Below are 14,453 nucleotides of genomic sequence, written 5' to 3'. Positions count from 1 at the left end.
GCAGTTACGCGGACTGCCGAGCCCCCGGCCGGCGCCGGATCACCAGTGCCATCAGCGCCGCCGCCGCGCACAGCGCCCCCGACGCGATCCAGACCACGTCGTACGACCCGAACCTGTCCCGCGCGACACCCCCGAGGAAGGCGACGACAGCCGCGCCCACCTGGTGCGAGGCCAGCACCCACCCGAACACGATCGGACTGTCCTCGCCGTAGTGCTCACGGCACAGCGCGAGCGTCGGCGGCACGGTGGCGACCCAGTCCAGCCCGTAGAAGACGATGAAGAACAGCATCGGCGGATGCACACTCGGCGCCAGCAGGATCGGCAGGAACAGCAGCGAGATCCCCCGCAGCGCGTAGTACACCGCGAGCAGCCGGCGCGCGTCGAAGCGGTCGGTGAACCATCCGGACGCCACCGTCCCGACGACGTCGAAGACGCCGATGACGGCCAGCAGGGACGCCGCGGTCGTGATCGGCATGCCGTGGTCGTGGGACGCGGGCACGAAGTGGGTCTGGATCAATCCGTTGGTCGAGGCGCCGCAGATCGCGAAGGTCCCGGCGAGCAGCCAGAACGGCCCCGTCCGCACCGCCGAGAACAGCACGGTCAGCGCACGCCGGGCAGCCCCCGGAACAGGCTCCGGCTTCGGCACGAACTCCTTGGCCCCGTAAGGCTTCACACCCACGTCGGCCGGATGGTCGTGCAGCAGCAGCCAGACGAACGGGACGACGGCCAGCGCGGCGAGCGCCACGGTGACGGCCGCCGGCCGCCATTCGTACCGCGAGACGATCCAGGACAGCAGCGGCAGGAAGATCAGCTGCCCGGAGGCGGACGCGGCGGTGAGGATGCCGGTGACCAGGCCCCGGCGCTCGGTGAACCAGCGGTTGGTGACGGTCGCGGCGAAGGCCAGCGCCATGGAACCGGAACCGAGCCCCACCAGCAGGCCCCAGCACAGCAGCAGTTGCCAGGCCGCCGTCATCCACACCGTCAGGCCCGAGCCGAGCGCGATCACGCTGAGGGCGACCGCGACCACCTTCCGGATGCCGTAGCGGTCCATCAGCGCCGCCGCGAACGGCGCGGTGAGGCCGTACAGCGCGAGGTTCACGGAGACCGCCGCGCCGATGGTCCCGCGCGACCAGCCGAACTCCGCGTGCAGCGGGTCGATGAACAGGCCCGGTACGGAGCGGAAGGCGGCGGCACCGATGATCGTCACGAAGGTGACGGCGGCGACGAACCACGCGCGGTGCACACGGACGCGGGTCGGCTTCGGGCCGCTCGCGGGCGGCTCCACGACGGCGGCTGTCTCGCTTGTCTGGGTCACGCCATAGAGCTTCCGGGATCGGGCCCGCCGCAACGAGTGGCCCGAAGGACAGCATTCGTTAGGATCGGGCCATGGATCCGGTCGAGCCCTCCCCCGCGTCCGCCGACTTCCGGCCCCACCGCGTCGTCGTCCTCGCCCTCGACGGGCTGCTCCCCTTCGAGCTCGGCATCCCGCACCGCATCTTCGGCCGCCCGAAGGACGGGCGGGGGCGGCACCTGTACGAGGTGATCACCTGCTCGGTCCGGCCGCCCGGGCCGGTGGAGACCGACGCCGACTTCGCCGTCCACGTCGCCCACGGCCCCGAGGCCCTCACCAGCGCCGACACGGTGATCGTGCCGGCTTCCTACGAGCTCGGCCCGGTGTTCGAGCGGGGTGAGCTGACCGACGAACTGGCCGCCGCCCTCGCCCGTATCCGCCCCGGCACCCGGCTCGCCTCCATCTGCACCGGCGTGTACGTCCTCGCCGCCGCCGGGTATCTCGACGGCCGGCCCGCCACCACCCACTGGGCCGACGCCGAACGGCTCCAGCGGCTGTTCCCGCGGATCGAGGTCGACCCGGACGTGCTGTTCGTCGACGACGGAGACATCCTGACCTCGGCGGGCGTCGCGGCCGGGATCGACCTGTGCCTGCACATCGTGCGGCGCGACCACGGCACCGTCGTGGCCAACGAGGTGGCCCGCCGTACGGTCGTACCGCCGCACCGGGACGGCGGGCAGGCGCAGTACATCGAGCGGCCGGTGCCCGATCCGCAGCAGTCCTCCACGAGCGGTGCCCGCGCGTGGGCGCTGGGCCGACTGCACGAGCCGATCCAGTTGCGCGACATGGCCGCGCGGGAGGCGATGTCGGTACGCACCTTCACGCGCCGCTTCCGGGAGGAGTCCGGTGTCAGTCCGGGGCAGTGGCTGACCCGGCAGCGGGTGGAGCGGGCCCGGCATCTGCTGGAGTCCACCGACCTGTCCGTGGACCAGGTGGCCCGAGACGCCGGTTTCGGCACGGCCCAGTCGATGCGGCAGCACCTCCAGGCGGCGCTGGGGGTGACCCCGACGGCGTACCGGCGGACCTTCCGGGCCGGGACGGCCGCGTCGGTCTGAGGGTGAGCGGGAGGCCGCCCACAGGCTGTGGAGAACCCGGGCCCCTGCCGGCGGTGGCGGTGCGGCGCTGTCCGCCCCGAGCACGGCAGCGCCGCACCGCTCTTCGGCTTCGGCGCTCCCGCCCGGGTTCCCCTCGGCCCTGAGGGAACCGACGCCGAATCACGACCCACACTCGTCGAGGGCTCCCGTCGTCGAGCCCTCGCCGTCCCCTCGCGGCGAATCGCTGACGAACAGAGTGATCAAACGGTCACGGCACGTCAACACCGATTCAGGTGACAATGACCCGCTTGGGGCATATGCCCTGTTCGCCGACACCGCGCACAGAAGCACACCCGGCGCACCCCACCACACCCCCACCCGCCGGCCCGACCTCCCGTGCACCCATGCACCTGCGAAGACGTGGGCAACCGGGCAACGAGGGACGCGGACAACCCCCTAGGGGCGCGGGGAACCGCGCGATCAACCACAACGAACCCGCACCCGCCGCCCCGCGCGTACTCACACCGCTTCGTAAGCCAGCCCACCACACGCCGACGCCCCGTCGGACACCTGCCCGCAGCGATCCAGCTCGCACCAGATCCGCTTGCCGGCCCCCTCCGCACTCCACCCCCACCGGTCCGCCAGCCCGTCCACCAGCGCGAGCCCGCGCCCACCCGTCGCCTCGCCGTCCACACAGCGCGGCACCGGCGCCCGTTCGCTGCGGTCGGCCACCTCCAGGCGGACGGTGGCCTCCTCGGCGTCCTCCCCCGGCAGGGAGAGCCGCAGCACGGCCGGACAGCCGGTGTGCACCACGGCGTTGGTGACGAGCTCCGAGACGAGCAGGATCAGGGTCTCGGCGAGCGGTTCGTCGGCTCCTATGCCCGAACCGGCCAGCCGCGAACGGGCCCACCGACGGGCCCGTCCCACCTCAGCGGGGTCGGGCCGGATCTCCAGCTGCACTTGAAGCACCTGCACCGCTCACACCATCCGAACCGGCGGACACTTGGACTCGCGCCTCACGAGGGCCACGATCGTAGCCATTTTCTGCATGGCCAGAACAACGGCCGGGAGAGGGGTCACGGAACGTGAATCCCTTGTGGGACAGCATGGTTGACGTACAGTCACCCCAACAAGCGCTTCGGGCATATTCCAGCGCGAAGGAGTACACGTACGGCATACTGTGCGACGCTCGCCGCGGGAAGTCGAACGGGCGTCGGCGTTTCGCCTGGCCACCCGGCGGGAAGTCGCAGGCACCGGCCGGTACGGAGTCGCCTCGGGGGCGACTCCGGCGCGGTGCGTACGCGGGACCACTCGCATCCCACACAAGGTACCGGAGCGGACGCCCGACTCCGGGCCGTGACGAGTGCCGCACAGGACACAAGCCGGTATCAACCCTCCGTGATCATGAAAATGCCACGATCCGTGACATCCACGCGGAGGCGTTCCACCGGGGCCACCGGGGCCACCACGGCCGTCAGGGCCACCGGAGCTACTCGGGGACGGTGAAGTAGCGGGCGAAGGACCGGACGATCTCCTCCTCGCCGATCCTGCCGTCGCCGTCCGAGTCCAGCGCGGCGGCGGCCGTACGGGCGAGGTCCTCGGGGACGCCGAGCACCTTGAGGACCCGCGCGGTGTCCTCGACGCCGGCCGTGCCGTCCCCTCCGGTGCCGGCGACGGCGAGCGCCGCGTGCAGGAAGGGGCGGGCGATCTCGGCGAACCGGTCCGGGTTGTCCCGCAGCCGCTTGACCGCGCCGTTCACGAACTCCTCGCGCGTGATGCGCTGGTCGCCGTCGCGGTCCGCGATCCCCGCCATGCCCTGCCAGAACGCCTCCGCGCCGATGTACAGGGCCTGGCCCCGGTCGGAGCGGGCCGCGGTGCCGAACTCGGCGAGCAGCGCCTTGGCCGCTCCGCTGAAGTCCTCGCGGTCGATGTAGCCGTTGCCGTCCTGGTCGAAGCCCGCGAAGCGGGCCGCGATCCTGCGCTCGTACTCGCTGGTGACCATGTCTCTCAGGCCGCCTTAGGTCAGTGGGTCGTCTCGCTGGGAGCGTACGTGGTGGAGGACCTCCGGGGAGCCGGAAAACGACGCCTGGACCAAGACCGGGGGAATAACGGGACAAGCGTGTGACACGTGCGAGCGCCCGCGCGTGGCGTCACGCCGACAGCGGGCGGGAGTCCTCGTCGACCGCGGAGGGGACGTCCGGGTGGATCTCGAAGAGCCGGCGGACCCCGAGGGCGCCGAGCACCTTGTTGACGTGACTGCCGTCGGCGGCCCCCCGCGCGGGGAGGATCAGCCGCAGGCTGCCCTGGCAGGAGCGGAGCAGCCGGCGGGAGGCTATGAGCACGCCGACCCCGCTGGAGTCGCAGAACCACACCTCGGAGAGGTCGAGGACGAGGCTGTGCCTGCCCTCGGCCACCACGTCGTGCACCCGCTGGCGCAGCACCGGGGACGTCACCAGGTCCAGTTCGCCCGAGACCCGGAGCACGGCCCACTCGCCGTGCTCCTTGTCGGTCACTTTGAAGGTCACCACCACGCCCCTCGCTCGCCGATCGCCCACCGAAACGGAAGCAGTCCCTACGCTTCCTTGCAGCGCGGCTGCCCACCGGCCGTTCCCTGAAACGCGAGCCGAGAAACGGATACCGAACAGAAAGGGCTTATTTTAGTCGCCTTCGATCTGATTCGATCGGTTCCGATCGGTGCGGAGGTGCGCAGGTGCGACCCGAACGGTGTCCGACGTGGGCGGGCGGCCCCTTACCACCTGCGGCTCTTCCAGGGGCGCACATTGCCATAAAGGGGCGTGCGCCCTCCTGCGCGCCGACTACATTCTTGGGGTCGCAGGCCACACCGGAACCGGGCACCGACCGACCCGGGACCGGGAAGGAACAGGGGGTGAGGGGCCGCATGCCGACAACGGACGTACCGCCCCGCTGGGACCGCAGGATGCAGCAGCGGCTCGCGCGCGGGGAGGCGGCGGCCCTCGGTGAGCTCTACGACCGGTTCGCCTCGCTCGTGCACGGCCTCGCCCACCGCGTCGTCGGCGACGAACACGCCGCCGACGCCGTCACCCGTGACGTCTTCGCCCACGTCTGGGAACACCCGGGCTCCTACGACCCCGCGCAGGAGCCCCTGCGCACCTGGCTCGCCGAGCTGACCAGCCGGCTGGCCGTACGGCGGCTGCGCACCACGGAGACCGCGGCGCTCGCCCGCGGCGGCCCCGGCACCACGGAGGACCTGGAGCGCACGGTGCGGCACGCCTCGGTGGCGGCCCGCGCCGACTACATCGTCCAGTCCATGCCGGCGCCGCTGCGGGCCGCACTGGAGCTGGCGTACTTCCAGCGCCGGGACTACCGCCAGACCGCCGCCGACCTGGGCGTCACCGACGACGAGGCCCGCCGCCGGCTCCGCCTCGGCCTGCAGTTGCTGGCCACCGCGCACGACACCGGGGCCCCGGGCGAACCGCCCGGGATCGGGGGCGCCGCGTGAGCGAGCACCGTGCCGGACCGCTCGTGCTGGAGCACCACGTGCTGAAGTCGCTGCTGGGTGCCTGGGCGCTGGCCGCCTGCGCGCAGGCGGAGGCGGACGCCGTCGAGGAGCACCTCGGCGCCTGCGGGCCCTGCGCGGACGAGGCGCTGCGGCTGCGCGAGGCGGTCGGTCTGCTCCAGCGGCCCGAGAGCCTGGACCTGGACCCCGGCCTGCGCACCCGCGTCCTGGAGTCCTGCCTGGAGCGGCGCCCGCCCCGCGTCCCCGTGCCGGAGTGGGCCGCCGCGTACGACGCCGAGACCGCGCGGCTGGACGCGCTGCTCCAGGACTTCGGCGACTCCGAGTGGCACGCGCCGGTGCGGCTGCGCTGGTACGAGTCCGACGAGGCGAGCAGCCGCCGTACCACCGTCGCCGGGGTCATCGCGCACCTGCTGACGGTCGACGGGCTGGTCGCGGTCGCCCTCGGCCTCGACGACCCGCTCGGCGACGCCACGGCCGCCCGGCCCACCCCGTCGGACCGCACCGAGGCGTACTGGCGGGCCGCCCGCTTCCCGCCCACCCGCTCGGTGCGGGCGCCCTGGCGGGAGCAGAGCCACGACCTCGTGCGGACGGTGTCCTTCACGGGCGGCGGCACCGGGCGACTGCCGGTGTCGTACGGCGACTACGAACTGCCGTTGCACGACGCGATGCTGGACCGGGCCTTCGAGTGCTGGGTGCACGCGGAGGACATCGCCGAGGCGGTGGACTACCCGTACGACCCGCCCTCCGGGCGGCATCTGCACCGCATCGTCGACCTGGCCGCGCGGATGCTGCCGGCCGTCCTCGAACACCGCCGGCTGCACGGGCTGGCCTCCCCCGTGGAGCGGCACCTGGTCGCCGCCGGGGAGCCGGGGCGCAGCCTGCGGCTGGAGATCGAGGGGTCCGGCGGAGGCGAGTGGCTGATCCCACTGGACTCGCCGGCGGCGAAGGGGTCGGCCGAGCACGAGGTGGCGCATGTCGCGCTGGACGGGGCGGAGTTCTGCAGGCTCGCGGCGGGGCATGTGTCGCCGCGCGAGGCCGCGGTGGGGCAGGTCGGAGACCGTGACGCCATCAGGGACGTGCTGTTCGCGGCGGCGAGCATGAGCCGGATGTAGGGACGAGTTCCGTCTCGTCGGCGGGCGCGGGTGCGTGGGGGTTGTTCGCGCGGTTCCCCGCGCCCCTGTAGGGACGCGGGGTGGACGTACCTGGTGGACGTACCTATAGGGGCGCGGGGAACCGCGCGATCGGCCGCAGACCACCCGCAGTCGCCACCGAGCCGGAACCCCCGGGCCCTCAGGCGAAAACGACCGTCCTCCGCCCGTTCAGGAGAATCCTCCGCTCCGCGTGCCACTTCACCGCCCGTGCCAGCGCCTGGCACTCCACGTCCCGCCCGATCGCGACGAGCCCCTCGGGCGTGACATCGTGCCCCACCCGCTCGACCTCCTGCTCGATGATCGGCCCCTCGTCGAGATCGGCGGTGACATAGTGCGCGGTCGCGCCGATCAGCTTCACTCCCCGCGCGTGCGCCTGGTGGTACGGCTTCGCGCCCTTGAAGCTCGGCAGGAAGGAGTGGTGGATGTTGATGATCCGCCCGGAGAGCTGCTTGCACAGGTCGTCCGAGAGGACCTGCATGTAGCGGGCGAGGACGACGAGTTCGACGTCGTCCTCGCGCACGATCTCCAGCAGCCGGGCCTCGGCCTCCGGCTTGCCGTCCTTCGGCACCGGGATGTGGTGGAAGGGAATGTTGTACGAAGCCACCAGTTCGGCGAAGTCGGTGTGATTGGACACCACGCCGGCGATCTCCACCGGCAGCGCGCCGGTCCGCGCGCGGAACAGCAGATCGTTCAGGCAGTGCCCGAACCGGCTGACCATGAGCAGGATGCGCATCTTCTCGTCGGCCCGGTTGATCTGCCAGTCCATGTGGAAGGAGTCACCGATCGCCGCGAAGCTCGCCCGCAGCTTCTCCACGGTCACCGGGGCGTCCGCCGAGAAGTGGACGCGCATGAAGAACAGACCCGTGTCGTGGTCGCCGAACTGCTGGCTGTCCTCGATGTTGCAGCCGGTCATGAAGAGGTAGCTCGACACGGCGTGCACGATGCCCTGCTTGTCGGGGCAGGACAGGGTGAGGACGTACTGGTCGGCGGGGGCCGCGACTCGGGTGGACTGCTCGCTCATGCAGAAAAGGGTCCCACACGCGCGGTCACGGCCGGCCGACCGTTCCGCTACGCGGACCGCGTCACGATCCGCAGCACCTCGAGGGTGCTCGGCGGCGCGTCGGGGTCGTCGCCGTCGCTCGCCGCCATCCGCACGTGCGCGTCCCGCGCGGCCCGTACCGCCTCCGGCCACCCCTCGTGCTCAAGGTAGGCGGCCACCGGCGCGTCCGGGCCGACCTGGTGCATGATCCGCAGCACGCGCAGCACCGCGGTGTCGACGAGCGCCGCCTCCTGGGAGTCGCGGAAGATCGTGCCGACGTACTTCTCGGCGGACCAGTTGTCCAGCCAGGTGTCCTCGACCAGCCGGTAGACGGCGTCGGTGACGTCGCCGTAGCCGTCGACCCCGGCCAGCCAGACGCCCCGCTGGAAGGCGGGGTCGGAGAGCATGTGCAGCGCGGAGCGCACATTGCTGCGCCAGCGCCACCACGGCATGTCGTTGAGTGGCATGCCGCCCATGGTGGAGGAGCGACGGCCGCGACGGGAAGAGTTCTCCGAACCTTGCACGATCGTCGATCGTACGTTTCCGCGCCACATGAGTCATACGGGACCCCGCAATTCACCTCGGCGTCACCGTCCGTTGACCAAGGGTCACTCCGGGGTTGGCCGTGTGGCGGAATCGTGCGGGGACATGACCGGCAGGCGACGCATCCGCAGCATTCTCCTCCCCCGCCTCCTCCACCGGCCCGTCAGGGCCCGCGCCCTGACCACGGGCGCGCTGGTGGCGTGCGCGTCGCTCGCCGCCGGGTGCGGGATCGTCCCCGGTGCCACGGGGGGCTCCGGGGACGACGGCCCCATCACCGTGATGACGTGGGCGCCCCAGGACACCAAGGCCACCAACAAGCCCGGGATGCCCGCGTTCGCCGAAGCGTACGCCCGCTGGATCAACTCCCAGGGCGGTATCAACGGCCGCCGGCTCACCGTACTGACCTGCAACGACAAGAACGACACCGTGGCCGCCGCGCGGTGCGCCCGGCGCGCGGTGCAGGAGAACGCCGTCGCGGTCGTCGGCTCCTACAGCCAGTACGCCGACTCCTTCATGCCCACCCTGGAGGGTGCCGGAATCCCGTACATCGGCGGTTACGGCATCACCAACAACGAGTTCACCAGCCCGCTGTCCTATCCCGTCAACGGCGGCCAGCCGGTGCTGCTGGCCGGTCTCGGCCGCACCCTGGCCGACGGCTGCGGGCCGGTCACCCTGATCCGGCCCGACACCATCGTGGGCGACCAGCTCCCCCCGCTGCTCGACTCGGGCCTGGCGGCGGGCGGGCACGCGCGCTCCGGTGACCAGCGGGCGGCGGAGGACGCCACCTCGTACGAGAACCAGGCGCGGCAGGCCCTGGAGCGCGCCACCGCGGACACGGCCGAGCGGGGCTGTGTGGTGCCCGCCCTCGGCGACCGCACGGGCACCTTCATGGACTCCTTCCGGCGGGCCCGCGCCGACTATCCCGAGGTGCGCACCGCGACCGTGCTGGGCAGCGTCGACCAGAGCACGATCGACGCGTCCGGCGGGGCGTCGGGGCCGTACGAGGGGGCGTACGTCACCGGCTGGTACCCGTCGGCGAGCGACCCGCTCTGGGACCCGATGAAGAAGGTGATCAAGAAGGAGGCGTTCGGCGACAACCGGATCGACGCCGCGGACGCCGGGGTGCAGACCACCTGGATCGCCTACACCGTGTTCAAGCAGGTCGTCGAGTCGCTGGGCGACGGCGAGGTGAGCGCCGACACGGTGAGCGGGGCGCTGGACGGCGGGCTGAAGGTCACCACGGGCGGGCTCACCCCCACCCTGCGGTGGAACTTCCAGGACGAGCTCGCCGCCGTCGGTTTCCCCCGCCTGGTCAACGCGAACGTGACCCTGCAAGTGGTCCAGGACGGCCGGCTGGTCGCGGCTCGCAAGGGCTTCACCGATGTGACGAAGACGCTGCGGGACGCGGATCTGGGCTGACACCCGCGGTCGCGCCCGGGCGTCCGGGCGCGACCGCGGGTCCCCGGTGCCCGGTCAGAGCTGGGTCGGCTGGCGCTCGGTCAGGCCGTACTGCTTGGCGATCTCGTTCCACTCCTTGGCGGCCGTCTTCTTCTCGGCGGTCGCCGTGCCACTGGCCCGGTTGCCGGCCTGGGTCTGGCCGGTCGACCGGGCCTGGCCCTTCTTGCACAGCTTCTTGTTGCCGGCGACCTGGTCGGCCCAGGCGGCGTAGTGGTTGTCGGCCGACGCCGACGCCTGCCACGCCTTGGTGAGCGCGGTGGTCAGCGCCTGGTGGTCGGGCAGCTTGTCCACGGACAGGCCGGAGAGGTCGGTCACGAGCTGGTTGCGCTGTCCGGCCGCTTCCCGCAGGTCCTCGGCCGCCTGGCCGAGGTCGCGGCAGGCCTTCACGTCGGCGACCGCGTTGATCACGGCGGTGCGGCTGTTACCGCTGTGGGCCAGCAGCTTGTCCAGCTCGACGGCCTGCTCACGGGCGGGGTCGACGGACGGCGAGGCGGAGGCCTCCACGCTCGCGGGCGCGGTCGCGGACACGTTCTGGTTGTCGCCGCCGCCGTCGTCGTCGCCGCCCGGGCTGCCGAGCAGCGCGCCCGCGCCGACGCCGAGGACGGCGATACCGACGCCGACCGCCGCGATGAGCGGCACGCGTGAGCCGGTACGGCCACCGCCGCGTCCGCCCCGGCCGCCGGTCGGGACGGCGGGGCCGGCCGGGCCGGGCGGGGTGTGGGCGGGCGGGCCGTAGTCGACGCGCGGGAGCTGCTGGGTGGACCCGGCCGGTCCTGCGGCGTCGTCGCGGAAGAGGTTGTCGAACTCGGCGGGCGGCTGCCGGTTGCCGTCACCGGGCGGCGGGGTGCCGTAGGGCTGCCCGGGGGGCTGGTCGGTGACGGGGGCGATGTACTGGGTGGCCTCGGCGTCGGGGCCACCTGCGGACGGCAGGTGTCCCGCGCCGGGCGCGTTCTGCGGGGGCATGCCCGGGTATCCGCCCGCCTCGGAGCCGTGGGCGGGCACCTCGGGCGGCAGCGCGCCCGGGCTCACCGGGGGTATGAGCTGCGTCGCCCCTTCGTCGCCGCCGGCGGCGGGCACCGGCGGCATGTACTGGGTGACCCCTTCCGACCCGTCGGGCGCGGCGGCCGGCGGGTAGTGGGGGGCGCCGTAGCCGTTCTGGGCGGGAGCGGCACCGTAAGGGCCGGCGTCCGCGGGCGGCGTCTGGGCTCCGGCCGCGTACGGTCCTGCGGCGCCGTGCGGAACGTTTCGGTGCGGGTCGGGCGGAGTCCCGCCGTATCCGGTGGCGGAGCCGTACGGGGCGGGCGGGCCGTTCGGGCCCGGGTGACCGCCGTATCCGGCGGACTCGGGCAGCGGCGCGGCACCGTTCGCGCCGTACGGCGGATGGCCGCCGTGGGTCTGCGCGCCCTCGGGCGGGAGCGGGCCGGGGCCGCCGCCGTGGGCCGGGGCGGGCGGGTTCTGCGCGCCCCACGGGGACGGCTCCGGGGCGCCCCACTGTCCGTCGGACGGGGACTGCCAGTCCTGGCCGGGCGGTGCCGGGTTCTGCTGCCCGGGGCCCCACGGTGTGCCCCAGGTCTGGCCGCCGGGCGGGGCCGAGGCGGGGAACTCTCCGCCGGGGGCGGCCGGTCCGGCCATCATGCCCGGCAGCAGGGGTTCACCACCGTCGGAGGGCAGCACGATGCCTTCGCGCGCGGGGCGCGCCGAGGGCTCCTCGCCCTGTCCACTCTGCGTCACCGGGACTCCTACCAATGGGGGACCTTGTGAATCGTCGGCTCACGCTACCGGGTCCCCGGAGCCCGGTGCCACGCAGCACAGGACCTGACCTCCTGCCCTGTGAGCGCGGTAACAAAACCGTGTCACCGTACGCCGCTTGCGTCACCCCCTTCGCCCCCGCCCGTCACGTCATGGACGTCACGCCGCCGTCTGGAGCTCCATCCGCGCCCCGAACTCCCGTACCACCGACTCCTCCCGGTACGGCTCGAGGCGCTGCTGGAGGTCCTCCAGGTACTCGGCGCCCCGGTTGGAGCGGAGCCCGCCCAGCAGCTCCACCGCCTTCAGGCCCGTACTGCAGGCCTGTTCGATCTCGCGCTGCTGCACCTGCGCGGTGGCCAGCAGCACGAGGCCGATCGCCCGCCGCCGCGCCCGCGACGCCGGATGCCCGTCCAGCGCCTGGCGGGCGCACCGCGCGGCGGCCTCCGCCTGGCCGAGGTCCCGGTGACAGTGCGCCAACTCGTCGGCCAGATAGGCCTCGTCGAAGTGCGCGATCCACACCGGGTCGTCGCCCGAGGCCGGATCGACGGCCTCCATGGCGCTCACCGCGCGCCCCGCCGCCGTCTGTGCGGCGTGCACGTCGCCCATCAGCGCGTGCCCGCGCGCCTCCGCCGCGTGGAACATCGCCTCCGCGCGGGGAGTCACGCGCCCCCGCGCGCCCTCCTGCGCCGCGCGCGCCAACTGCGCGATCTCACGCGGGTTTCCGAGCTGCGCGGCCAGGTGGCTCATGGAGGCGGCGAGCACGTACCCGCCGTATCCGCGGTCCCCGGCCGCCTGTGCCAGCCGCAGCGCCTGGATGTAGTAGCGCTGGGCGAGGCCCGGCTGCCCGGTGTCGACGGCCATGTACCCGGCGAGTTCGGTCAGCCGCGCGACCGCCGCGAACAGGTCGCGTCCCACGGCCTCGCGGTACGACCCCGCCAGCAGCCCCGAGACGACGCTGTTGAGGTAGTGGACCACGACCGGGCGTACGTGCCCGCTGCCGTACTGGTGGTCCAGGTCCACCAGCGCCTGCGTCATGGACCGTACGGCCGCCACGTCGGACTGTCCCACGCGGGGCCCGGCGGAGCGCGCCACCTGCCCGTCGGGCGCGGAGATCAGCCAGTCGCGGCTGGGCTCCACCAGCGCGGAGGCGGCGACGGAGGACCCGGACAGGAAGTCCCGTCGGCCCACGTCGCTGCGCCACAGCTCGCAGACCTGCTCGATGGCCCCCAGTACCGTCGGCGAGAACTGGAGGCCGACACCCGAGGCGAGGTTCTTGCCGTTGGCCATGCCGATCTCGTCGATCGTGACCGTACGGCCCAGTTTGCGGCCCAGTGCCTCCGCGATGATCGCCGGTGCCCGGCCCCGCGGCTGCTGTCCGCGCAGCCAGCGCGCCACCGACGTCTTGTCGTAGCGCAGGTCGAGGCCGTGCTCGGCGCCGCACATGTTGACCCTGCGGGCCAGCCCGGCGTTGGAGCATCCGGCTTCCTGGATGAGCGCCTGCAGCCGTTCGTTCGGCTGCCGCGCGACGAGAGGCCTTGCGGCCATGGCGTACCCCCTGAGGCTGCGGTGCCCTGCCACGCACCGAGTTGACGTGTCTTCCGCGGCCGTACGTCTCGCGTCCCGGCGACAAATACGGCCGGGAAGATCAATGCCCCGCTGAAGTACTGACAATGCGGGACATGTGAGGATTGCCGGGGTAACGGCGGATGCCGGCCCCCCTCCTGGTTACCCACCGGGGACGCGGATCCTCCCGCGCGCCCCCATGGATGCACCCATGCGCCCCGAGCACGGAACCGGTGCTCCTCCCCCGCGCATGCGCGCGGGCGTAACCCCTGGTGACGGCCGTAGTTGTGTTCATCGTGGAAGAGACGATCGTGGGCACCGACGCCGTACAGATCCCGAAGCAGCGCGGGGAATCGCTGCTGGACACCGCCGTTCGCTACGCCGAGGAGCGGCACTGGGACGTGTTCCCGGGCACCTGGCTGGAGTCCGTCGAGGGGGTGCAGCGCTGCTCGTGCGGTGACGCCGTGTGCCCCTCGCCCGGCGCGCACCCGGCCCGCCCGGACTGGGCGGCCCAGGCGACCGGCAGCGCGACCGTCGCCCGCCGGATGTGGCAGAAGCAGCCGGACGCGTCGATCCTGCTGCCCACCGGGCGGACGTTCGACGCGGTCTCCGTGCCGGAGACGGCGGGGTTCCTGGCGCTCGCGCGGATGGAGCGGATGGAGCTGACGCTGGGGCCGGTCACGGTGACGCCGGACCGTCGGATGGAGTTCTTCGTGCTGCCGGGGGCTTCGGCGAAGGTACCGGAGTTGCTGCGCAAGCTGGGGTGGTCGTCGTCGTCGCTCGACCTGGTGGTCCTCGGGGAGGGGGCGTATGTGGCCGCGCCGCCTACGCGGGTCGGGTGCCGGGGGGCTGTGCAGTGGGCCTGCCGGCCCACGGCTGTGAACCGGTGGTTGCCGGATGTGGAGGAATTGGTCTCGCCGTTGGCGTATGCGTGCGGCAGGGATCGCTAGGCGCGCCTATTGTCCTGCGGGGCTTGTGTTGTTTGGCGACCGCGGGTTCGTCGTGGCTTGTCGCGCCCACGCGGCGGAGCCGCATGTCGATACAGTCCCGCGCCCCTTCAGGCCAG

The 14,453-nt window shown here is 72.8% G+C and carries 13 protein-coding genes; 5 read left to right on the top strand and 8 right to left on the bottom strand.

All coding sequences use genetic code 11. The features are described 5' to 3' along the window. Positions 1–4: 4 nt before the first annotated feature. Complete coding sequence (locus AMK33_RS21330) at positions 5–1,315, bottom strand: MFS transporter (RefSeq protein ID WP_073934481.1); 1,311 nt, start codon at positions 1,313–1,315, stop codon at positions 5–7. Between the two features lie 71 nt (positions 1,316–1,386). Between AMK33_RS21330 and AMK33_RS21325 the strand changes: the two genes are divergently transcribed. Beyond that, positions 1,387–2,406: a GlxA family transcriptional regulator gene (locus tag AMK33_RS21325; RefSeq protein ID WP_073934480.1), complete on the top strand. Its 1,020-nt coding sequence runs from the start codon at positions 1,387–1,389 to the stop codon at positions 2,404–2,406. Between the two features lie 498 nt (positions 2,407–2,904). On the opposite strand, the gene AMK33_RS21320 is transcribed toward AMK33_RS21325, so the two are convergent. The 3 genes from AMK33_RS21320 to AMK33_RS21305 all read right to left on the bottom strand — a co-directional run bounded on the left by AMK33_RS21320 (position 2,905) and on the right by AMK33_RS21305 (position 4,916). Then, positions 2,905–3,345, bottom strand: a complete 441-nt coding sequence (locus tag AMK33_RS21320; protein ID WP_073934479.1) for an ATP-binding protein — start codon at positions 3,343–3,345, stop codon at positions 2,905–2,907. Between the two features lie 529 nt (positions 3,346–3,874). Continuing rightward, the gene (locus AMK33_RS21310) at positions 3,875–4,387 is read right to left on the bottom strand and encodes an EF-hand domain-containing protein (RefSeq protein WP_073934477.1); all 513 of its coding nucleotides are present in this window, start codon (positions 4,385–4,387) and stop codon (positions 3,875–3,877) included. 148 nt (positions 4,388–4,535) lie between these two features. Then, on the bottom strand, positions 4,536–4,916 hold the full coding sequence (locus AMK33_RS21305) for an STAS domain-containing protein (protein ID WP_073934476.1): 381 nt from the start codon (positions 4,914–4,916) through the stop codon (positions 4,536–4,538). 368 nt (positions 4,917–5,284) lie between these two features. Between AMK33_RS21305 and AMK33_RS21300 the strand changes: the two genes are divergently transcribed. Then, positions 5,285–5,866, top strand: a complete 582-nt coding sequence (locus tag AMK33_RS21300) for an RNA polymerase sigma factor (RefSeq protein WP_073934475.1) — start codon at positions 5,285–5,287, stop codon at positions 5,864–5,866. Continuing rightward, on the top strand, positions 5,863–6,996 hold the full coding sequence (locus AMK33_RS21295) for a maleylpyruvate isomerase N-terminal domain-containing protein (RefSeq protein ID WP_073934474.1): 1,134 nt from the start codon (positions 5,863–5,865) through the stop codon (positions 6,994–6,996). Before AMK33_RS21300 ends, AMK33_RS21295 begins: the two co-directional genes overlap by 4 nt. A 178-nt stretch (positions 6,997–7,174) precedes the next feature. Here the strand turns inward: AMK33_RS21295 and purU are convergent, their stop codons facing one another. Together purU and AMK33_RS21285 are read right to left on the bottom strand one after the other, a co-directional pair. Continuing rightward, positions 7,175–8,056, bottom strand: a complete 882-nt coding sequence (gene purU, locus AMK33_RS21290) for a formyltetrahydrofolate deformylase (protein ID WP_073934473.1) — start codon at positions 8,054–8,056, stop codon at positions 7,175–7,177. Positions 8,057–8,103: 47 nt separating this feature from the next. Beyond that, entirely contained in the window at positions 8,104–8,550 is a 447-nt protein-coding gene (locus AMK33_RS21285) for an SCO4402 family protein (protein ID WP_085572226.1), read from the bottom strand. Between the two features lie 172 nt (positions 8,551–8,722). Here AMK33_RS21285 and AMK33_RS21280 point away from each other — a divergent pair, with 172 nt between their 5' ends. Then, positions 8,723–10,036, top strand: a complete 1,314-nt coding sequence (locus tag AMK33_RS21280; RefSeq protein ID WP_073934471.1) for an ABC transporter substrate-binding protein — start codon at positions 8,723–8,725, stop codon at positions 10,034–10,036. A gap of 54 nt (positions 10,037–10,090) precedes the next feature. Here the strand turns inward: AMK33_RS21280 and AMK33_RS21275 are convergent, their stop codons facing one another. Then, positions 10,091–11,806 (bottom strand): hypothetical protein, encoded by a 1,716-nt coding sequence (locus AMK33_RS21275; protein WP_073934470.1) that lies wholly within the window; start codon positions 11,804–11,806, stop codon positions 10,091–10,093. 177 nt (positions 11,807–11,983) lie between these two features. Then, positions 11,984–13,369, bottom strand: a complete 1,386-nt coding sequence (locus AMK33_RS21270; RefSeq protein WP_073934469.1) for a transcriptional regulator — start codon at positions 13,367–13,369, stop codon at positions 11,984–11,986. Between the two features lie 305 nt (positions 13,370–13,674). On the opposite strand from AMK33_RS21270, the gene AMK33_RS21265 reads away from it, so the two are divergent. Next, the gene (locus tag AMK33_RS21265; protein WP_107425169.1) at positions 13,675–14,337 is read left to right on the top strand and encodes a bifunctional DNA primase/polymerase; all 663 of its coding nucleotides are present in this window, start codon (positions 13,675–13,677) and stop codon (positions 14,335–14,337) included. Positions 14,338–14,453: the final 116 nt, after the last annotated feature.

This window comes from Streptomyces sp. CB02400 (genome assembly GCF_001905725.1).
Taxonomy (GTDB): domain Bacteria; phylum Actinomycetota; class Actinomycetes; order Streptomycetales; family Streptomycetaceae; genus Streptomyces; species Streptomyces atrovirens.
Note: the sequence above shows the minus strand (reverse complement) of the source record. Positions and strands in the feature narration are given on the sequence as shown.

Bases quoted from the DNA above. Each gene is read 5' to 3' on its own strand.
- AMK33_RS21325 (WP_073934480.1), top strand. From the start codon at position 1,387: ATGGATCCGGTCGAGCCCTCCCCCGCGTCCGCCGACTTCCGGCCCCAC.
- AMK33_RS21280 (WP_073934471.1), top strand. From the start codon at position 8,723: ATGACCGGCAGGCGACGCATCCGCAGCATTCTCCTCCCCCGCCTCCTC.
- AMK33_RS21310 (WP_073934477.1), bottom strand. From the start codon at position 4,387: ATGGTCACCAGCGAGTACGAGCGCAGGATCGCGGCCCGCTTCGCGGGC.
- purU (WP_073934473.1), bottom strand. From the start codon at position 8,056: ATGAGCGAGCAGTCCACCCGAGTCGCGGCCCCCGCCGACCAGTACGTC.
- AMK33_RS21285 (WP_085572226.1), bottom strand. From the start codon at position 8,550: ATGGGCGGCATGCCACTCAACGACATGCCGTGGTGGCGCTGGCGCAGC.
- AMK33_RS21270 (WP_073934469.1), bottom strand. From the start codon at position 13,369: ATGGCCGCAAGGCCTCTCGTCGCGCGGCAGCCGAACGAACGGCTGCAG.
- AMK33_RS21300 (WP_073934475.1), top strand. From the start codon at position 5,285: ATGCCGACAACGGACGTACCGCCCCGCTGGGACCGCAGGATGCAGCAG.